Source organism: Acuticoccus yangtzensis (assembly GCF_001927245.1).
Lineage (GTDB): Bacteria > Pseudomonadota > Alphaproteobacteria > Rhizobiales > Amorphaceae > Acuticoccus > Acuticoccus yangtzensis.
In genome coordinates this window covers 137,175-156,407 of record NZ_MJUX01000006.1, presented here as the reverse complement: position 1 = coordinate 156,407, position 19,233 = coordinate 137,175, and the positions used below count along the sequence as shown (strand labels likewise).

The 19,233-nt window shown below is 68.4% G+C and carries 19 protein-coding genes; 5 read left to right on the top strand and 14 right to left on the bottom strand.

Features of this window, described 5'->3' with window-relative positions; genetic code table 11:
• Positions 1 to 129 precede the first annotated feature (129 nt).
• The 6 genes from BIX52_RS15510 to BIX52_RS15485 all read right to left on the bottom strand — a co-directional run bounded on the left by BIX52_RS15510 (position 130) and on the right by BIX52_RS15485 (position 6,896).
• A complete protein-coding gene (locus tag BIX52_RS15510) occupies positions 130 to 276 on the bottom strand; it encodes a DUF3096 domain-containing protein (protein ID WP_075221998.1) in 147 nt (48 codons plus the stop codon).
• Between the two features lie 213 nt (positions 277 to 489).
• The gene (locus BIX52_RS15505) at positions 490 to 1,089 is read right to left on the bottom strand and encodes a CarD family transcriptional regulator (protein WP_075221997.1); all 600 of its coding nucleotides are present in this window, start codon (positions 1,087 to 1,089) and stop codon (positions 490 to 492) included.
• A 475-nt stretch (positions 1,090 to 1,564) separates the two neighbouring features.
• On the bottom strand, positions 1,565 to 1,903 hold the full coding sequence (gene fdxA, locus BIX52_RS15500; protein WP_075221996.1) for a ferredoxin FdxA: 339 nt from the start codon (positions 1,901 to 1,903) through the stop codon (positions 1,565 to 1,567).
• Between the two features lie 133 nt (positions 1,904 to 2,036).
• Positions 2,037 to 2,324, bottom strand: coding sequence for an RNA-binding S4 domain-containing protein (locus tag BIX52_RS15495; RefSeq protein WP_075221995.1), 288 nt, complete (start codon positions 2,322 to 2,324; stop codon positions 2,037 to 2,039).
• The gene (locus BIX52_RS15490; protein WP_075221994.1) at positions 2,317 to 5,925 is read right to left on the bottom strand and encodes a helicase-related protein; all 3,609 of its coding nucleotides are present in this window, start codon (positions 5,923 to 5,925) and stop codon (positions 2,317 to 2,319) included. Before BIX52_RS15490 ends, BIX52_RS15495 begins: the two co-directional genes overlap by 8 nt.
• A gap of 182 nt (positions 5,926 to 6,107) precedes the next feature.
• On the bottom strand, positions 6,108 to 6,896 hold the full coding sequence (locus tag BIX52_RS15485; RefSeq protein ID WP_075221993.1) for a DUF3108 domain-containing protein: 789 nt from the start codon (positions 6,894 to 6,896) through the stop codon (positions 6,108 to 6,110).
• A 286-nt stretch (positions 6,897 to 7,182) separates the two neighbouring features.
• Here BIX52_RS15485 and rpmB point away from each other — a divergent pair, with 286 nt between their 5' ends.
• Together rpmB and BIX52_RS15475 are read left to right on the top strand one after the other, a co-directional pair.
• On the top strand, positions 7,183 to 7,476 hold the full coding sequence (gene rpmB, locus BIX52_RS15480) for a 50S ribosomal protein L28 (RefSeq protein ID WP_075221992.1): 294 nt from the start codon (positions 7,183 to 7,185) through the stop codon (positions 7,474 to 7,476).
• Positions 7,477 to 7,498: 22 nt separating this feature from the next.
• Positions 7,499 to 8,107: a VUT family protein gene (locus tag BIX52_RS15475; RefSeq protein ID WP_075221991.1), complete on the top strand. Its 609-nt coding sequence runs from the start codon at positions 7,499 to 7,501 to the stop codon at positions 8,105 to 8,107.
• 78 nt (positions 8,108 to 8,185) lie between these two features.
• Here the strand turns inward: BIX52_RS15475 and BIX52_RS15470 are convergent, their stop codons facing one another.
• The 5 genes from BIX52_RS15470 to BIX52_RS15450 form a co-directional block, all read right to left on the bottom strand.
• The gene (locus BIX52_RS15470) at positions 8,186 to 9,271 is read right to left on the bottom strand and encodes an esterase-like activity of phytase family protein (RefSeq protein WP_075221990.1); all 1,086 of its coding nucleotides are present in this window, start codon (positions 9,269 to 9,271) and stop codon (positions 8,186 to 8,188) included.
• The gene (cobT, locus tag BIX52_RS15465; protein WP_075221989.1) at positions 9,268 to 11,181 is read right to left on the bottom strand and encodes a cobaltochelatase subunit CobT; all 1,914 of its coding nucleotides are present in this window, start codon (positions 11,179 to 11,181) and stop codon (positions 9,268 to 9,270) included. The genes BIX52_RS15470 and cobT overlap by 4 nt, the downstream gene beginning before the upstream one ends.
• 189 nt (positions 11,182 to 11,370) lie before the next feature.
• Positions 11,371 to 11,997, bottom strand: coding sequence for a LysE family translocator (locus tag BIX52_RS15460; RefSeq protein WP_075221988.1), 627 nt, complete (start codon positions 11,995 to 11,997; stop codon positions 11,371 to 11,373).
• Positions 11,998 to 12,053: 56 nt separating this feature from the next.
• The gene (gene cobS / locus BIX52_RS15455; protein WP_205647766.1) at positions 12,054 to 13,037 is read right to left on the bottom strand and encodes a cobaltochelatase subunit CobS; all 984 of its coding nucleotides are present in this window, start codon (positions 13,035 to 13,037) and stop codon (positions 12,054 to 12,056) included.
• A 72-nt stretch (positions 13,038 to 13,109) separates the two neighbouring features.
• Positions 13,110 to 13,745, bottom strand: a complete 636-nt coding sequence (locus BIX52_RS15450) for a J domain-containing protein (RefSeq protein ID WP_075221986.1) — start codon at positions 13,743 to 13,745, stop codon at positions 13,110 to 13,112.
• 253 nt (positions 13,746 to 13,998) lie between these two features.
• Between BIX52_RS15450 and BIX52_RS15445 the strand changes: the two genes are divergently transcribed.
• Positions 13,999 to 14,304, top strand: coding sequence for a DUF4870 family protein (locus tag BIX52_RS15445; protein WP_075222119.1), 306 nt, complete (start codon positions 13,999 to 14,001; stop codon positions 14,302 to 14,304).
• 77 nt (positions 14,305 to 14,381) lie between these two features.
• Here BIX52_RS15445 and BIX52_RS15440 read toward each other — a convergent pair whose 3' ends face one another.
• Positions 14,382 to 14,987, bottom strand: a complete 606-nt coding sequence (locus BIX52_RS15440; protein ID WP_075221985.1) for a pyridoxamine 5'-phosphate oxidase family protein — start codon at positions 14,985 to 14,987, stop codon at positions 14,382 to 14,384.
• Between the two features lie 96 nt (positions 14,988 to 15,083).
• Here BIX52_RS15440 and BIX52_RS15435 point away from each other — a divergent pair, with 96 nt between their 5' ends.
• Complete coding sequence (locus tag BIX52_RS15435) at positions 15,084 to 16,007, top strand: class I SAM-dependent methyltransferase (RefSeq protein ID WP_075221984.1); 924 nt, start codon at positions 15,084 to 15,086, stop codon at positions 16,005 to 16,007.
• Between the two features lie 9 nt (positions 16,008 to 16,016).
• On the opposite strand, the gene BIX52_RS15430 is transcribed toward BIX52_RS15435, so the two are convergent.
• Both BIX52_RS15430 and mbfA read right to left on the bottom strand, forming a co-directional pair.
• Positions 16,017 to 16,766: an SDR family oxidoreductase gene (locus BIX52_RS15430; RefSeq protein ID WP_075221983.1), complete on the bottom strand. Its 750-nt coding sequence runs from the start codon at positions 16,764 to 16,766 to the stop codon at positions 16,017 to 16,019.
• 89 nt (positions 16,767 to 16,855) lie between these two features.
• Complete coding sequence (gene mbfA, locus BIX52_RS15425; protein ID WP_075221982.1) at positions 16,856 to 17,833, bottom strand: iron exporter MbfA; 978 nt, start codon at positions 17,831 to 17,833, stop codon at positions 16,856 to 16,858.
• Between the two features lie 180 nt (positions 17,834 to 18,013).
• Here mbfA and BIX52_RS15420 point away from each other — a divergent pair, with 180 nt between their 5' ends.
• On the top strand, positions 18,014 to 19,219 hold the full coding sequence (locus BIX52_RS15420) for an argininosuccinate synthase (protein ID WP_075221981.1): 1,206 nt from the start codon (positions 18,014 to 18,016) through the stop codon (positions 19,217 to 19,219).
• Positions 19,220 to 19,233: the final 14 nt, after the last annotated feature.

Here is a 19,233-nt window from a genome sequence, read left to right as displayed (position 1 = left end):
GGGGCAGGCGGTAACCCGAGGCAGCGGGGGCGGCGCGCGCCGATGCTACGCTGGGGCCGGCGTGCCGGTCGCCCGTGCAAAATCGGGATGGATGTTAAAGTTTGGCGCCGATTGCGTGACCCGTCAGCCTCAGGACAGCAAGGTGGGCCAGAGTTCGGAGGCGCCGAGGAAGATGAGGTATCCGGCAACGATGTAGTTGAGGATACGGGGAAAAATCAAAACAACCAGTCCGGCGATGATGTAGGCGGCTGGTTGAAACTCGGGAAGATTTTCCATCGTCGGCTCGGTCGCTTGCCTTTGGTGCGGTGATCGCGCGAAAGCGTTGCGGTGATCGCGGCCACGGCTCCGCCTCGTGCTCTCACCCTTCTAACAGGTCGGGTGGATATGTGGCGGTGAAGATGGCGCTTTGATGATGCCGCACGCCAGGCGGGCCAAAACGATGCGCAGCGGGCAAGATGCCCGCCGCGAAAGGTGGTGCCGGGAAGAGGCTTAGGCCGCCTTCTCGTGCAGTTCGTCCTCGTCGTCCTCGGAGTCGGCGTCCGCTTCGGCATCGGTCTTTGCCGCGCGCTTCGGGCTCTTGGCGAGCTGCGTCTCGATCAGCTTGATCGCCTCGTCTTCGTCGCTCTTGTTGATCGCGGCGATTTCGCGGGCCATCCGGTCGAGCGCGGCTTCGTAGAGCTGACGCTCGGAATAGGACTGCTCGGGCTGCGATTCGGCGCGATAGAGGTCGCGGACGACTTCGGAGATGGCGATGAGGTCGCCGGAGTTGATCTTCGCTTCGTATTCCTGGGCGCGGCGGGACCACATGGTGCGCTTCACGCGGGCGCGTCCGGCAACGGTTTCGAGAGCCTTTTTCATGGTCTCGGCATCGGCCAGTTTACGCATGCCGACGGATTTGGCTTTACCGATGGGCACGCGAAGGGTCATCTTGTCCTTCGGGAAGGTCACCACGATGAGTTCGAGCGGGTGCCCCGCGAACTCCGTTTTCTCGATGGCCTGTACTTGGCCGACGCCATGCGCCGGATACACGACGTGCTCGTTCGGCTTGAACGCCGACTTGGGAGCGGCGCTCTTCTTCACCGTTGCCATATGGTCTGAGTACTCCTCGAGAACACGGGTCCGGATGGACCTGCGTGCCTAGTTCTTGTGGATCGTGCCTCTGTGGCTTGCGCCCCGGCACAAAATGCGGCTTACAACTCGACGTGCGAGGTTGGGGCGACGCCATGCTGTCGACCGAACCGGACTCTTCGCTCCTGTTGATGCTGCAACTTTAGCCTCGCGGTCGCACAAAAAGAGCGCAACTGGACGTGCGCGGCATTTTGACAATATAGCACAGCCCGCCGCCAAAATGAAGGGGGGCGAGTGACGTGCGCAATTCGCCCGTCGATTGAAACGGTTTGTTAGGACCTCGGGGTCTTGACTGGTCCGCTCGCGATACAGGTGACCGCTGCCGCCAACGTCGGCACGCCCGCGCCCTCGAGGAGGGGGCGCCGGTTTCGCCAATGGCGGCAAATCCTTGCGGCAGCGGTCGCTCGGACTCCCGCCGCCACATCCTGACTGGGTCTCAGTCGCCGGCGCCCGGCTCGGCGCTGAAGTGGGTGTCCAGCTTGTCCTTCACCTCACCCCACTTGTCCGCATCCGGGAAGGGGTCCTTCTTGACGGTGATGTTGGGCCAGGACTCCGCATATTTGCGATTGAGCTCCACCCACGGCTCGGTGCCCGGCTCGGTGTCCGGCTTGATCGCGTCGATCGGGCACTCCGGCTCGCACACCCCGCAGTCGATGCACTCGTCAGGATGGATCACGAGCATGTTCTCGCCTTCGTAGAAGCAGTCCACCGGGCACACTTCCACGCAGTCGGTGTACTTGCATTTGATGCATGCGTCGCCGACGATGTACGTCACTTCACAAACTCCTTCTATGCGCGTTGGATTAGGGCGTTCGCGCGTCCGGCACAAGCGCCGCCATGCGCTTCGGCACGGCAACGCAGTGTTGCAGCGGGCGAGGATGCCGGCGGGGAAGGGGGCTCTAAGCGGCTCAATCCTCGCCTTCGGTGACGACGGGTTGGTAAAGCCCTGCGGTTTCGGGCGGGGACACGCGCCGGTCCGAGAACCCCGTGACCCGCACCACCTTCACGTCGCGCGGCAGGCGGATCGTCAACACGTCGCCCGCCCGCACCAGCCGGCTCGACGACGTGATCTTTTCGCGATTGAGGCGCACCTTGCCGCCCTCGACCAGCGCCTGGGCGACGGTGCGCGTCTTGGCGAAGCGGGCGTAGCAGAGCCACTTGTCGAGGCGCTGCCCGCCGCTTTCGTCCTCAGCGATCGCGCTTCTCCATCTGCTCCTTCAGCGCGGCGAGCTTGGCGAAGGGCGAGTCCGGGTCCGCCTCGCGCTCGCGCTTCGGCGGGCGGGTGTCGCGCACGGGCTGCTGGGTGTCTTTGCCGCCCTTTCCGCGCTTCTTGCCCTTCCCGCGCGGATGATCGCCACGAGGATGGTCGCCCCGAGGATGATCCCCACGAGGATGGTCGCCGCGCGGATGATCACCGTGGGGTGCGCGGGCCTCGGGGGAGAGGCCGTGCGCCGCTGCGCCCGCCTCGCCACCCGCCTCGGCACCACCTGCGGCCGCCGCCGGCCGGTCGCCGTGCGGACGACCGCCGCCCTGGCCACCTCGTTCACCGCCTCGTTCAGCGGGACCACGGTTGTCCGGCCCGCCGCGTCGGCGTCCTTCCTGCTGCCCCCGCCCGCGGCCTCCGCCCTGGGACTCGCCGGGCTTGCCGCGACGTCGCCGCTGCTGGTCGCCGCGATGATGCCGCGGAACACGCCAAACCTCGACGAGCACCACTTCGGGCTCGGCGGCGTCTGCGGCGGGCTCGGCAGCGCCGGAGGTCTCCTCGGCGCCGGCGGGATCGGCCGGCGCGGCCTCTGCCGTCTCGCCGCTCTCGGCCGCGTCAGCACCAGGCGCCGCTTCCTCGCCGGACAACGGGGCGCCGGACTGGTCCGGTGCCGCCGCGTCGGCAGGCGCAACCGCCGTCTCCTCGCCATGGGCCGCTTCGGTGCCAGCCACCGTCTCGTCCGGCGCAGCGCCTTGCGTCTCGGTTGCCGCCGCGTCGCCGCCGATGCTGTCGGCGTGGGTGCTCTCGGCGTGAGGGCGCGCCTCGGTTGCCGGTTCGCCGGCGGCCGTGTCCGCCGTGTCGGCGGTCGGCGCGGTCTCGCTCGTCGTCTCGCCGGCTGCTGACACCTCGGACGCAGGCGCTGCAGCCTCGGCTGACGGATCCGCCGCAGGCGCCGCAGGATCGGCCGCGGGCTCCGTTGCCGGTGCGCTGCCGGGGGCCGGCGGCACAGGGGCCGACGCCACGCGGATCGGCACCGGAACGGGGCGCGCCCCGCGCTCGGCCTGACGCGCCGCCTTGGAGCGGATCTCGTTCGCGGCCTTCAGCGCATCGCGCTCCGCGGCGTTGGCCTCGTGCCGGTCCACACGGTAGCCGAGCGACGTCAAGATCGCCGCGAAGTCCTCGCCCGAGCAGCCGAGCAGCGACGTCATCGCCACGGTGACGAGGAAGCCGCCGCCCTGGGGCACGGCGCCCGGAGGCGGGTCGCCCGCATCCGGCCCCGGCCGCCAGGCGACGAGCGGGCGGATCTGATCGGCCAGCCGCTCCAGAATGTCGATCCGAACCGCGCGCGGCCCGCACGGGCGGAAGCCGACGACCTGGTAGAGCGGCTTCGGCACATCCGGGTCGAGCGTGATGGAGGTGCGGCCCGATGCGGAGAGCTGCGGCACGTCGGTCAACCCCGGAACGTCGAGGTCGGCGTTCTTCAGCGCCCAGAGGAGCGCCATGAGCTGGCTCGGCGCCGGCTTCAACAGGGCCGGGACGAAGATGTGATAGGCGCCGAAACGCACACCCAGCGCCCGAAGCCCAGCACGCGCCGTCTGGTCCAGCGCCTTCGCCTCGTCGGCCACCTCGGTCCGCTCGATCGACCCGAGCTGCTCGGACAGGCGATAGGCGAGGCCGCGCGCCCCGCCGTCCAGCGTCTCGGCATCGCGCAGATCGAACAGCGGCTTCAACTGCGTGCCGATGTGCGCGCCCAGCCACTGCGTCAGCCGCGCGTGCACCTTCTCGCGCGAGGGAGCGGGCAGCATGTCGTCGGCCAGAAGCACGGCGTTGGGCTTCAGCGTGTCGTCGCTCGCCACCACCTTGGCGATCACCGCGCCCTGCCAGCGGATCGCCGCGTCAGAGCCGAGCGTCATCGCCGTGTCGGGCGCAGCCGCCACCTTGTCGGCCCGGCGTTCCATCTCCTTGGCGAGCGCCTTGGAGGCCGCCGCGCGGAGTGCTTTCGCATCCCGCGGGTCGTCCGCCGACGTGTCGGCCTGGAAACGGAACCCGTGCAGCGACCCGACGTGCTGGCCTTCCACCATCACGTCTCCCGCGTCGTTCACTTCGGATTCCAGCATCGCATTCTCTCGTAACCGCTTCATCAGGACGCTGGTGCGCCGATCGACAAACCGCTGCATCAAACGCTCATGGAGAGCGTCCGACAAGCGATCCTCAACTTTTCTCGTCGTTTCGCGCCATTCGGCCGGGTCGCCAAGCCAATCATTACGATTGGCGACGAATGTCCAGGTCCGAATGTGCGCAATCCGGTTCGACAGGGTGTCGATATCACCGTCTGTCCTGTCTGCGTAGCGCACTTGTCGCGCGATCCAGTCGTCAGGGATGGTCTTTTCCGTGACGAGGAAGCCGTAGAGCGTCAGGATCAGGTCCGCGTGGTTGGCCGGCGCGATCTTGCGGTAGTCCGGAACCTGGCAGACCTCCCACAGCCGCTCGACACGTGCCGGACTGTCCGCAAGGTCCATGATCTCGGGGCTTTTGGCCGCATGCTCCAGCGCGCGCTGGTCGTCCGCCGGGGGCGCTTTGGTGAGCCCGTCCTCGTTCGGCGGATCGTCCAGCGAGGCGCGCAAGGCCGGCACGGACGAGAAGTCCAGCGCCGGATTGCGCCACTGAAAAACTTTCGCCGGCTGGAAGGCGTGCGTCTCCAACGCTTCGACCAGGCTGTCCTCGAACGGGGCCACGCGGCCCGTCACGCCGAAGGTGCCGTCGCGCGTGTGCCGCCCGGCGCGGCCCGCGATCTGGCCGAGCTCGCCCGGATTGAGGTTGCGGTACTGGTACCCGTCGAACTTGCGCGCGGCCGCGAAGGCGACGTGATCGACGTCGAGGTTCAGCCCCATGCCGATCGCGTCGGTGGCGATGAGGAAGTCCACGTCGCCGGACTGGAACAGCTCCACCTGGGCGTTGCGCGTGCGCGGCGAGAGCGCGCCCATGACGATGGCCGAGCCGCCCCGCTGGCGGCGCATCAGCTCGGCGATGGCGTAGACCTCACCGGCCGAGAAGGCGACGACGGCGGACCGTGGCGGCAGTCGCGTGAGTTTCTTCTCACCCGCATAGGTCAGCATCGACATGCGCGGGCGGGTGACCACGTTGAGCCCCGGCAGCAGCTTCTCGAGGAGGTTGCGGGCCGTCAGCGCGCCGAGGAGCAACGTCTCGTACTGGCCGCGCACCCTCAGGATGCGGTCGGTGAAGACGCGGCCCCGTTCGAGGTCGGCGGCGAGCTGCACCTCGTCGATCGCGACGAATTCCGGCTTCAGGTCGAGCGGCATCGCCTCGACGGTCGCGACGTAATAGCGCGCCCCCGGCGGAATGATCTTCTCCTCGCCGGTGACGAGGGCGACCGCGTCGGGCCCGATGCGGCCGACCACGCGCCCATAGACCTCGCGCGCCAGAAGGCGCAGCGGCAGGCCGATGAGCCCGGTGCGGCGGGCCAGCATTCTGTCGATGGCGAGGTGGGTCTTGCCCGTATTGGTGGGGCCCAGCACCGCCGTCACGTTGCGCGAGCGCTCGGCGCGGTGGAGGAGGGGGCTGGCGGCAGTCACGACGTGTGTCCCCGAGCAGATGCCGGCAGAGGGCCGCCGGCACGGTGATTGTCAGGCGTTTGTGGCGCCGGTGATGATGGGCATGGTGGCCGCCAGAAGCTGGGGTCGCCGATGCCGCAATGAAAGTCTCATAGTGCCAGCGGCGCGCCGATGCACCCCCCCGCACCGCCTCACGCACCGCCTCAGACGCCGGTGCCTGTGACCGAAAAGGCGCTCGGCTCGATCAGGATCTCGCCGTTGGGTGTGCCGATCTTCACGCCCCAGGGAATGGCATAGCCCGTTCCCGTCAGCGGCACCATGGTGACCTCGAGCGCCTTGTTCCGGGCGAGGTACTGCACCTCGGGCTTCTGCGGGCGGTGACCGGCCACCGGCACCCAGCGCGCCCCGCATACCGAGGCGGTGCCCGAAAAACCCTCGGCCTGAACGTTGCGACGGCCCTTGTAGTAGAGCTTCACGTCGTAGCGGGTCCAGCCGTCGAAAATCTGCAGCGTGTTGTCACATGCGTCGCGCGCGTCCGCCGCCTGGGCCGGCATCAGGCCGGAGGACAGCGGGTCGACGATACCGCGGCGGTGCGCATTGGTCACCGGAACGCGGCCTGGCCGCTCGCGCAGAGGCGGCCGCGCCCGCAGCGCCGACACGTTGCCCGAGGCCATCTGCATCGACACACTGACCGGCCGGTTAATCTCCTCGGCGCTCACCGTGTAGTTGGACGGCAGAACGCGGCCGCGGGTGGCGCTTCCCTTCGCCGTCACCGTCGTGCGAACGGCGGTGACGATCGTCGCCACACCCTTGGGGCGCATGAAGAGATCGGCCTCGTAGCGCCCTTGCTTGTCGAGCGTGAAGTCGAGCGTGGCGCGGGCGATCCCCCAGCCGGCGATGGAGATTTCGTATGTCGCATCGACCTTCACGTCGGCCTGCGCCGGAGCGAAGCCCAACGGCACGAAGGCGAGTGCCGCTGCAAAAACTGCCATACGAACTCGTGTCATCGCACTCCCCAATCCCGCGCGAAACGCGCCCCGAACACGGGGGCCGCACGGGCTGCCCAGGTGGACCATCCTTAACGAGCTTTAGGAGATGCCCGTTGCAAGATCAAATCGCTTCCCCTAATGAACCCCACTTGAACAGACGGGGTGGCGCAAGCCAAGGCACGCCGACGGCGCATCCGCGCTTGACGTAGCCTCGCCGCATGCCTATTCACCCCGTTCACCTTCGTACTCTCGTTTATAGGGCGCTGGCCTCAAGGCTGGCGATTGGAACATGGCTCGGCGCTGCGAACTGACAGGCAAGGGCGTGCAGGTTGGCAACAACGTCAGCCACGCCAACAACAAGACGAAACGTCGCTTCCTCCCCAACCTGGTGGATGTGACCCTCCAGTCCGAGGCTCTCGGCCGCGGCGTGCGCGTCCGCTGCGCCGCCGCCGCCCTGCGCACGGTCGAGCACCGCGGCGGGCTCGACAAGTTCCTCGCCGTGGCGAAGGAAGGCGAGCTCAGCACCCGCATGCTGAAGGTGAAGCGCGAAGTCGCCGCGGCTGCCGCCACCCCGGCCGCCTGATCCGCTGCCTGCGACGCCAACCATGAACCCTCTCGTTCTCGGTGCCGGCGTCGCCGCGATGGCGGCCGTCGTCGTAACGTCGAATATCCTGGTCCAGCACCCGGTGACGGGCACCGTCGGCGGGATCAACCTCGCCGACATCCTCACCTGGGGCGCCTTCACCTACCCCTTCGCCTTCCTGGTGACGGACGTCGTGAACCGGACCTTCGGGCCGAACAAGGCCCGCCTCGTCGCTCTCGCGGGCTTCTGCATCGCCGTCGTCATGTCGGTGATGCTGGCCAGCCCGCGCATCGCGCTCGCCTCCGGCACCGCCTTCCTGCTGGCGCAGATGTTCGATATCTCGCTGTTCAACCGCCTGCGCGACGGCGTTTGGTGGCGTGCCCCGCTGGTGTCCTCCGCGGCCGCCTCCGTGCTCGACACGGCGATCTTCTTCACCCTCGCCTTCGCCGCCTTCATTCCCTTCGGCGGTGACGATTTCGCCACCTCGGTGGACGGACTGTTCGGCATCGCCGGCGCACCGGAAGCCCCGCGCTATGTCTCCTGGGCCATCGCCGACTTCGTGGTGAAATTCGCGGTCTCCGCCGTGGCGCTCGGACCCTACCGCGTCCTCACCGCCCGCACCGCGCACTGACCGCGGACGACCGGCAAGATCTCGCATGAGACAAGACCTCGCATGAGATAAGGCGCCCCATCGGGCGGCTTTTTCGCGTCAGCCGCTCTGGCTGCGGGCCTGGCGCGAGGCACGGGCCTCACCGGGGAGCGGCTTCGGGCGCGGCAGCGGATCGCGCAGCGCGAACCGCAGCATCAGCGTGCGCTGCAGGAAGGCGTGGTTGTCGTCCGACATCAGCGTGAAGACGAGCCGCCCGTCGTCCTCCACGCTCGCCGCGATCGCCTCCATGTTGTCGATCTCCGAGGAAAAGCCCGCCTCCATCAGCACCGGACCATCCACGACACCCGTCGCGCGGTCCACGGCGTCCGCACCGATCCGCCGGACGCGCATGCCGACGTCGATGCCGCCACCATAGCGCCGCTCGACCAGAACCATATCGCCGCCGGGCAGCATGTCCGCCCCGGTCACCGACCAGTCCGCATCGCGCTTCACGGCAAAGCGCCGCTCCTGTCCGCCGGGCTGCGGCAGGTGGAAGACGGGGAGGGTGTCCACCCGCCTCTCGCCCCCTTCCGCGATGGCGATGAGCGAGCCGTCCCCGCGCGCCGCAAGCGCCTCGAACCCATAATGGCGAAGCTGGACAATGGCCTCGGTGGAAAGATCGCGCCGCGTTGCGGGCGCCGTCACGTCGACGTCGATGCCGTCCGCCGGGTAGAAGAGGATCTGCTGCGTCATCTCCACGCCGACGAGGACGCCGTCCTCGGCGCGGGCCAGCGTTTCGGCATCCCCGGCAGTCTTTCCCATGATCGGCCGGCCGTGAATGTCGACCCGCGGATCCATCCGCGCGTCCGCCACGCCGCTCAGCCGCCCGTCCGTCAGAAGAAGGCGGCCCTTCAACCAGGCCCCCGTGTCGCTGACGGCGAGGAAGCGCTCACCCTCGACGAGGAGGCCAGACCAGCCGCCGAAGCCGCGCGGGCCGGACAGCACCAGCCCGCCGCGAAAGTCGAGCCGTCCCTCCTCCTCCGCGGTGCCGCCGAAGCGGGTGATGACGCGCGTTCGCAGCTCCAGCGGTTCCGCCAGGACCGGCCGCGTGAGGGACGAGAGGAGGGCGGCGGAGCCGAGGAGGGCGGCGGCGAGCGCGGCGCCCGTCCGGCGCCGCGGCAGGCGGCGCCGTGCGCCGGGCCTCACGCGGCGCGGCGCTGGCCGCCGGGGCGGGCCTTGCGTCCGCGGGGGGACGTCTCGCGCTCGTCGTCGAACAGCTCAGCGAGCTGGTTCACCATCGCGCCGGCCAATTCCTCCGCGTCCACGATCGTCACCGCGCGGCGGTAATAACGAGTCACGTCGTGGCCGATGCCGATGGCGATCAGCTCCACCGGCGAGCGCTCCTCGATCTCCGCGATCACCGCCCTCAGGTGCTTCTCCAGATAGTTGCCCGCGTTCACCGACAGCGTGCTGTCGTCCACCGGCGCACCGTCGGAGATCATCATCAGGATGCGCCGCTGCTCGGACCGGCCGATCAGCCGGTCGTGCGCCCACATCAGCGCCTCGCCGTCGATGTTCTCCTTCAACAGCCCCTCGCGCATCATCAGGCCGAGGTTGCGCCGCGCCCGGCGCCACGGCGCGTCGGCGGACTTGTAGATGATGTGGCGCAGATCGTTCAGCCGTCCCGGTGCCGGCTTCTTGCCGTGCTGAACCCAATGGTCGCGCGACTGTCCGCCCTTCCACGCCTTGGTGGTGAAGCCCAGGATCTCGACCTTCACGTGGCACCGCTCGAGCGTGCGGGCCAGAATGTCGGCGCAGGTGGCGGCGACCGAGATCGGCCGCCCGCGCATCGAGCCCGAATTGTCGAGCAGCAGCGTCACCACGGTGTCGCGGAAGTCGCTCTCGCGCTCCATCTTGAAGGCGAGCGGCTGCATCGGGTCGATCACCACGCGGCTGAGGCGCGCGGTGTCCAGAACGCCCTCCTCCTGGTCGAACTCCCACGAGCGGGACTGCTGCGCCATCAAGCGCCGCTGCAGCCGGTTGGCGAGCCGCGCCACCGCGCCCTGAAGCGGCTGAAGCTGACGGTCCAGGAAACCGCGCAGACGGTCGAGCTCGGCCGTGTCGCACAGCTCCTCGGCGGTCACGATCTCGTCGAACTGGCGCGTATAGACGCGGTAGTCGGACCCCGGCGGCCCCTGCGTCAACGGCTCGTCGACGCGCATGCCGTCCGTCGTCTCCTCCGCGTCGCCCATCTCGTCGTCGCGCACGTCGTCGGCGGTGAACTCGGAGACGTCGACCTCCTCGGCCGTCTCGTCCTCGCCGGAGCGCTCCGAATCCTGCGGCGCGGCGTTCTCGTCGGACTCGTCCTCACCGACTTCGCCTTCGCCCTCGTCCGGCGAGTCGGTCTCCGACTGGCCGTCCTCGCTCTCCTGCTCCTCGCCCCGCTCCTCGGCGATGGACTCGGCCATGTCGAGCGCCGACAGCATGTCGCGCACCACGGTCGCGAAGGCGCGCTGGTCGTCGATCTGGCCGGAGAGGGAGGTGAGGCTCTCGCCGCACTTCTCCTCGAGCTCGGACCGCCACAGGTCGACCAGCTTCTGCGCGCTTTCCGGCGGCTTAGAGCCGGTCAGCTTCTCACGCACCAGAAGGGCGAGCGCGTCCTCGATCGGCGCGTCGGCCTGATCGGTGATCTCGTGATAGTTGCCGCGGAAATATTTGTCTTCCAGCATCGCGCCGATGTTGCCGGCGACACCGGGCATCGCCTGGGAGCCGAGCGCATCGCACCGCGCGCCCTCCACCGCGTCGTAGACGGCGCGTGCATCCGCCCCCGCGGGGGCGTAGCGGGCGTGGACGCCGGGATTGTGGGCCGCCAGCTTCAGCGCCATGGAATCGCCGAGGCCGCGCGTGACGGCGACCTCCTTCGGCGTCAATCGGCGCGGCGGCTCCGGCAGGCGCGCGGCATTGCCGATCAGCGCCGGCTTGTCCGACGAGAAGGTGACCTCGAGGTCCGGGTTCGCCGCGATCGCCCGCATCGTGCCGGTGATGGCCGAGCGGAAGGCGTCGTGGCGCACGTCGCCGGGTTTGTTTCGCTTCGCGTTATCGCCGGGACCGGCCATAACAAATCACTCCTTACGACGTGCGTTCCGGCGCATCCGGCCCGCGCCCCGGCCGGATCGGCCGGGCGAAGCGGACCTTGCGCTGCGGGCCGACCAGCGCGGTCGCCGCATTTTCACTCACGCCCATCTTTCAAGCTAAGCCGCCGCGCTGCAACTGAAAGAGCGGCGACGGGGGCAAATTTTCGCGGCTCAGCGTTCGGCCAAGGCAAGGCGGATGCCGAGCCCGCAATAGACCGATCCGACGATGCGCCGCTGCCAGCGTGCGACGCGCGAACTGCGCCGCAGGACGCTGCCGATCCACCCCGCCATCAACGCCGCGCCGATGGTGGCGCACAGGCCGATGGCGACGAAGAGGACACCCAGAATGGTGAGCTGAAGCGCCGGCGAACCACCTGCCGGGTCGACGAACTGCGGCATGAAGGCGAGGAAGAACATTGCCGTCTTCGGGTTCAGCACCTCGGCCAGCATCGCCTGGCGCATGGCGGCTCCGGCCGTCAGCCGTATGGGCGCGGCCGGTTCGGTCTCCGCCGGACGGCTGAAGAGCGCGCGGATGCCGAGCAGGACGAGATACGCCGCGCCGAGAAGCTTGAGCATCGTGAACAACGTCGCCGACGCCGCGATCACGGCGGAAATGCCGACGACAGCCATCAGCGTGTGGGTCAGGTCACCCCCGGCGATCCCCACCGCCGTCGCGATGCCGACACGAGGGCCGGACGTGCTCGCCCGCGCCATCGTGAGAAGGGTCGCCGGGCCGGGCATCACGGCGAACCCGGCGACGATCGCAACATAGGTGAGGAGGGTCGCCTGCTCGATCATGCCCCGCTCCCGTCTCCGTTTTCGGGGGCGCGGCCCGCCGGAGCGGGCACCCGCGCTCAGTTCATGACGACGTTGTGGCTCGCCGGCAGCTCCTTGCCGAAGCACCGCTGGTAGAACTCGGCGACGATGCCGCGCTCGGTCTCGTCGCACTTGTTCAGGAACGACACCTGGAACGCGAAGCCGACGTCGCCGAAGATCTCGGAATTCTCCGCCCAGGTGATCACCGTGCGCGGGCTCATCACCGTCGACAGGTCGCCGTTCATGAACGCGTTGCGCGTCATGTCCGCCACGCGCACCATCTTCGAGACGGTGCTTTGACCGTCCTTGTTCTGGTAGTGCGGGCTCTTCGCCAGAACGATCCCGCACTCCACGTCATGGGGCAGATAGTTCAGCGTGGTGACGATCGACCAGCGGTCCATCTGACCCTGGTTGATCTGCTGCGTGCCGTGATAGAGGCCGGACGTGTCGCCGAGGCCGATCGTGTTGGCGGTCGCGAACAGGCGGAAGGCCGGGTGCGGGCGGATCACGCGGTTCTGGTCGAGCAGCGTCAGGCGTCCGGCGACTTCCAGCACGCGCTGGATCACGAACATCACGTCCGGGCGGCCGGCGTCGTATTCGTCGAACACCAGGGCGGTGTTGGTCTGCAGCGCCCAGGGCAGGATGCCGTCGCGGAACTCGGTCACCTGGGCGCCGTCGCGCACCACGATGGCGTCCTTGCCGACGAGGTCGATACGGCTGATGTGGCTGTCGAGGTTGACGCGGATCAGCGGCCAGTTGAGGCGCGCGGCCACCTGCTCGATGTGGGTCGACTTGCCGGTGCCGTGATAGCCGGCGATCATCACGCGGCGATTGTGCTTGAAGCCGGCCAGGATCGCTTTCGTCGTCGGCGGGTCGAACACGTAAGACGGGTCGACGTCGGGCACATGTTCCGTGCGCTCCGAGAACGCCGGAACCTCCATCTCGCTGTCGATCCCGAAGGTCTGTGCCGCGGACACGGTCATGTCCGGCGTTCTGGTCGCCGCAGCGGGCGTCTCTGACATAGTCATCCTCGCGGGGGGTGTCCGCGCGGGAACGCGAACTGTACACGAAAGTCTAGAGGGGACCCGCCTCGATCAGCAATACCCCGCACGCCTCAGCATGTTGTAGGCATTGATAATGCTGCGCAGCCGGTCCTCTGAACTGCGATCCCCCTGGTTTGCGTCAGGATGGTGACGCTTTACAAGCGTTTTGTAGCGGGATTTGATCGCCTCCTTCGAGGCCCCCGGCTCCAGCCCCAAAATCTCGAACGCGTGCCGGTCCGCGGCCGAGATGCGGCGCGTCTCCGCCTCCGGCGCCGGATGAGGGTCCTGGCCGCCGAACAGGCCGAAGGTGTCGTCCACCATCCCCGTCCAGGCGTTGCGGGCCGCGCGCGCCTGGCGCCCGCGCACGCCGATCGGCGAGGTGGGACGGTGCCCGGTGATCGCATCGCGCTGGTAGGCCAGCACGTCATCGTCGGACATGCCGTTGAAATAATTGTAGCTTTTGTTGTACTCGCGCACATGGTCCAGGCAGAACCAGAAGAACTGCCCTTCCTTGCCGCGCCCCTTCGGCGCCCTGTACGTGGCCTCCGATTTGCAGCCCTTCACGGCGCACTCCCGCCCGATGACGGTGGCGTCCGCCGCACCGCCGCCATCACGCGATCCCCCGCGGCCGGACGCTTTCCGGCGCGATGCGCGTATGCGGTCGTAATCTTTGCCCGAGAAGTCCATGGCGCCGATTATGGGGAGCGGCGCCCAAGCGAACAAGGACTTGACTTTACGCCCTTCACAGACCTCGCCCCGCCGCGCTGACGCGGGGCTGCCCTGCCGTCTGTTCGCGGCCCGTTCCGGCGCTCCGGTCTTGCCAGGGAGAGCCCGAGACACCATCTCGCACTCTATGGAAACCTACAAGACTTCGCCCAGACAAACGTCGTCCCTGGACCAGGCCACCGATGACCTTTTCGGCGCATCGCCCTTCAACGCGATGCTCGTTTGGTCGTCGTTCCTGGTGGGATTCTTCGTGCCGATCACGCCGTTCATCGGCGTGGTCTTCGCTTACATCAACCGGGGTCGCTCCGATCCCGGTTTGCGCACCCATTATGATGCGGCCATCACCACCTTCTGGGTGACGCTCATCCTGGGCTTCGTCGGCGGCCTTCTGACCTGGATCCTCATCGGCTTCCCGATCCTGTTCTTCCTCGCCGTGTGGACCATCTGGCGCTCCATCCGCGGCATGATGAAGGCCAATAGCCGCCGCCCGATGTGGCCGATCTACTCACAGCCTGTCTGATCGGGCCCGTCTGATCCGCCCGCCGGGTCAGCCTCGCGAGACCGAAAGGGCCGCTCCACCGAGCGGCCCTTTCTTCGTCACCACAGCGTCTCTTGCGCCCGCGCCGGCCATGCCTCGTCATACTCGGCCGCGTTGAACTCTTCGGCGACCGCCTCGATCATCTCGCCCACCGTCGGCAGCGTGGCGACATCCACATGGCCGCCGCTCCACAGCTTGGAGCGCACCACCGACTTCGCGCACTGGAAATAGACCTCGTCCACGTCGACGAACATGACCGTGCGCGGCGGCTTCTTCTTGACGACGTAACGCTCCAGCACCGCAGGGTCCGCCGTCAGCGAGGCGCGCCCGTTCACCCGCATCACCGTGCCCGAGCCGGGGATGAGGAACATCAGCGACACGCGCGGGTCCCGCAGGATGTTGCGCAGCGTGTCGATGCGGTTGTTGCCCATCCGGTCCGGCAGGGCGAGCCGCGTGTCGCTGACGATGTCGACCACGGGGCCGTCGTCGCCGCGCGGCGAGCAGTCGAGCCCCTCCGGCCCCACGCTCGCCAGCGCGCAGAAGGGCGAGGCCTCGATATAGGCGCGGTAGAGCGGCGTGATGCGCGGCAGCACCTTGTTGCGCGCCGGCGTGGAGACCGCACCATAGTGCCCCTCCAGCTCCTCGATCGTTTCGATCAATTTCATCGGCCCGGCCTCACTCCTGCTTGCGGCGCATGTTCAATAAGGTGCAAAGACGCACCCAGTTCAGTCCCATCTTAACGGGCGTGAGAGCGAGAGGCGATGACGATGACGGCCAAGACCGACTCCTCTGCTAAGCATTTCGAGCTCAAGCTGAAGGACCGCCCGGCCGGCTCCATGAGCCAGACCGAAGCGATCCAGCACCACTACGACAACGACACCCGCTTTTTCTCCCTGTGGCTCGACCCGTCGCTGACCTATTCGTCCGGCCGCTGGTTCGATCCGATCACCGGCGCGCCGCTGGCGGACGACCTCGCCGCCGCACAGGACGCCAAGCTCGCCTTCCACCTCGACGCGGCGCAGGTCACCGAAGGCACCCGCCTCATCGACATCGGCTGCGGCTGGGGTGCCACCTTGCGCGGGGCCTCCCAGCGCGGCGCGGCCCATGCCCTCGGCCTCACCTTGTCGAACGACCAGCTCACCCACATCGCCGCCCAGGGCTGGGACAATGTCGAGGCGCGCCTGGAAGACGCCTACACCTTCACCACCGATGAGCCCTATACCGCCGCCATCTCCATCGGCGCCTTCGAGCACTTCGCCAAGCCCGGCCAGACCCGCGCCGAGAAGATCGCCACCTACGCCCGCTTCTTCGAGGTGATGGCCGCGGCCCTGACCCCGAATGCGCGCTTCTCGCTGCAGACCATCGTCTGGGAGGCGGTCGACTTCGAGCACTCCAACACCTCGCTCCCCGAAACGGTGTTCCCGGAATCCTCGATCCCCTACATCGAGGAGGTGGTGGAGGCCTCCGCGCCCACGTTCCGCCTCGTCTATCTCGAAAACGACCCGCGCCATTATGCGATGACGCTCGACGTGTGGCTGAAGAACCTGAAGGCCCAGAAGGCGCTGATCGAGGCCGAGTGGGGCACCGAGAAGTACCAGTTCTTCCTCGACTATCTGCGCTATAGCCGCCTCGCCTTCACCCGCCGCAAGAACTCGCTCGCCAGGTTCGTCCTGCAGCGCCGCTGAGGCACCCGCTCACGGCTTGAAGATCGAGTTGCCGCCGTCGGCCAGCATCGCCGTCCCGGTGACGAAGCTCGCCTCGCCGCCGAGCAGGAAAAGCGCCGCGGCGGCGATCTCCTGTGCCTCGGCGAGCCGCTTGCCGGGGTGCAGGCCGGCCGCCCACGCCTGCGCTTCGGGATCGGACATCATCTCGGTCTTCGTTCCGCCCGGCATGAGCGCGTTGACGCGGATCCCCGCCGCGGCATGCTCCACCGCCAGCACCTGCGTCAGCCCCACCAGCCCGGCCTTCGACGCCGCATAGGCCGCCATGCCCGGCAGCCCGATGGTGTGGCCGACGAAGGACGAGGTGAAGACGATCGACCCGCCGCCCCGCGCCGCCAGCGCCGGGATCTGGTGCTTGGCCGCCAGCGCCGCTGCGGTGAGGTTGGCGGCGATCACCGCGTCCCACTCGTCCCGGCGCATCGCGGGAAGTGGGCCAGGCGCGCCCATGGTGCCGGCGTTGTTGAAGGCCGCGTCCAGCCCGCCGAACCGCTCGTGCGCCAGGGCGACCAGCGCCTCGTGGGTGGCCTCGTCCGTCACGTCGCCGGCCTGGGCGGCCGCCTCTCCGCCGTCCGCCGCGATCGCCGCGGCCAGCGCCGCGATCCGCTCGCCCCGCCGGGCGCTGAGCACCAGCCTGGCCCCGCCCCGCGCGGCCATGCGCGCCGTCGCCGCGCCGATCCCGCTCGACGCCCCCGTGATGATGATGACCTTGCCGCCGACCTGCATGCCGCCCCTCCCGCGCTGACGGGGGAAGGAAAGACGATCCCCGCCGCGCCGGCGTCCGGCCGCTTGCCGTCAAACCCGCGAAGAGGGCGCTACGCCTGGCCGATCAGGATGCCCGCCGCCAGCACCAGCGCGCCGCCCATCACCACCTGCATCGCCGCGCGCCAGAACGGCGTTTCCATATAGCGGTTCTGGATCCACGCGATCGCCCACAGCTCGATGAACACGAGAACGAAGGCCGTCACCGTCGCCGTCCAGAAATGCGGGATGAGATAGGGGAGGGCGTGGCCGAGGCCGCCCAGCGTTGTCATCACGCCGGTCACGATGCCGCGCACCACCGGCGAGCCGCGCCCTGAGATGACGCCGTCGTCCGACGCGGCCTCGGTGAAGCCCATCGAAATGCCCGCACCCACCGACGCGGCGAGGCCGACCAGGAAGGTCGCCCCCGTGTCACCCGTCGCGAAGGCCGCGGCGAAGATCGGCGCCAGGGTCGACACCGACCCGTCCATCAGCCCCGCCAGGCCCGGCTGCACATAGGTCAAGACGAAGCGCCTGTGGGCCGCCGCGTCCTCCTCCGACCGCGCGTCCTCGGTCAGGTGACGGCCCTCGATGTCGTCCCAGGCCTTCGCGTGGCCGTCCTCCGCCGCGGCGAGGTCGCCCAGCAGCTTGCGCGTGTCCGCGTCCTGGGTGCGTTTGGCGGCGCTGAGATAGAAGTCACGCGCCTCGTCCTCCATCCGCGCCGCCTCCGCGCGGATCCGGTCGATGCCGAGATGCTCCATCATCCACACCGGGCGCCGGTGATAGTAGCCGGACACGTGCTCGCGCCGCAGCGGCGGAATGACGTCGCCGAAGCGCTTCTTGTGAAGGTCGATGAGCCGGGCCCTGTGCCCGTCCTCCTCCGCCGCCATCTCCTCGAACGCATCGGCGCTGGCGGGAAACTCCGCCCGCAGCGTCTGCGCATACCAACGATAGATCCGCGCGTCCTCCTCCTCCGAGCCGATCGCGAGGGCGAGGATCTCCTGCTCGGTCAGATCGGAGAAGCGGCGGCGGCCGGTGAGTCTCGAGAACATGGCGCTACCTTCAAATCATTCTAATTCTATTGAGCGCGCACGGCCCGCCGCGTCAATGCCGCCCGCCGCCGGCGCCGCTTGCCATCGCCCGTCCCGCCGTGGCACACCGCCGCCATCCCGCGCACACCGGCCCGCTCCGTGCGCGACCCCCCGCGCACCGACGAACCGATCAGACCCCGCATGTCAGACTTCAAAAAGATCGTCCTCGCCTATTCAGGCGGCCTCGACACCTCCATCATCCTGAAGTGGCTTCAGACCACCTATGGCGCCGAAGTGGTGACCTTCACCGCCGATCTCGGCCAGGGCGAGGAGCTGGAACCCGCCCGCAAGAAGGCCGAGATGATGGGCTGCCGCGAGATCTACGTGGAGGATCTGCGCGAGACCTTCGTAAAGGACTACGTCTTCCCGATGATGCGCGCCAACGCGCTCTATGAAGGCGTCTACCTGCTGGGGACCTCCATCGCCCGCCCGCTGATCGCCAAGCGGCAGATCGAGATCGCGCATGAGACCGGGGCCGACGCCGTCTGCCACGGCGCGACCGGCAAGGGCAACGATCAGGTCCGCTTCGAGCTCGGCTACGCGGCGCTCGACCCGAAGATCAAGATCATCGCCCCCTGGCGCGACTGGGAGTTCAAGTCCCGCACCGACCTCATCGAGTTCGCGCGCCTCAACCAGATCCCGGTGACGAAGGACAAGGAGGGCGAGGCGCCCTTCTCGGTCGACGCCAACCTTCTGCACTCCTCCTCCGAGGGCAAGATCCTGGAAGACCCGGCGGTGGCTCCGCCGAACATCGTCTACCAGCGCACCATCAGCCCGATGGACGCGCCGGACGTCCCCACCGAGATCGCCATCGACTTCAAGGCCGGTGACGGTGTGGCGCTGAACGGCGAGGCGATGAGCCCGGCCACGCTGCTGACCGCGCTCAACAAGCTCGGCCACGACAACGGCATCGGCCGGCTCGACCTGGTGGAAAACCGCTTCGTCGGCATGAAGTCGCGCGGCGTCTACGAGACCCCCGGCGGCACCATCTACCATGCCGCGCACCGCGCGATGGAGAGCCTGACCTTGGACCGCGGCGCCGCTCACCTGAAGGACGAGCTGATGCCGCGCTATGCGGAGCTCATCTATAACGGTTTCTGGTTCTCGCCGGAGCGGGTGATGCTGCAGGCGGCCATCGACCAGTCCCAGGCCGACGTCGAAGGGCGCGTCACGCTGACCCTCTACAAGGGCAACGTGATCGTGACCGGCCGCTCCTCGCCGCGCTCGCTGTACCAGGAAAAGATCGTCACCTTCGAGGACGATGCGGGAGCCTACGACCAGAAGGACGCCGCCGGCTTCATCCGCCTCAACGCGCTGCGCCTCAGGATCCTCGCCGACCGCGGCTGAGCGCCGGGCCGCCT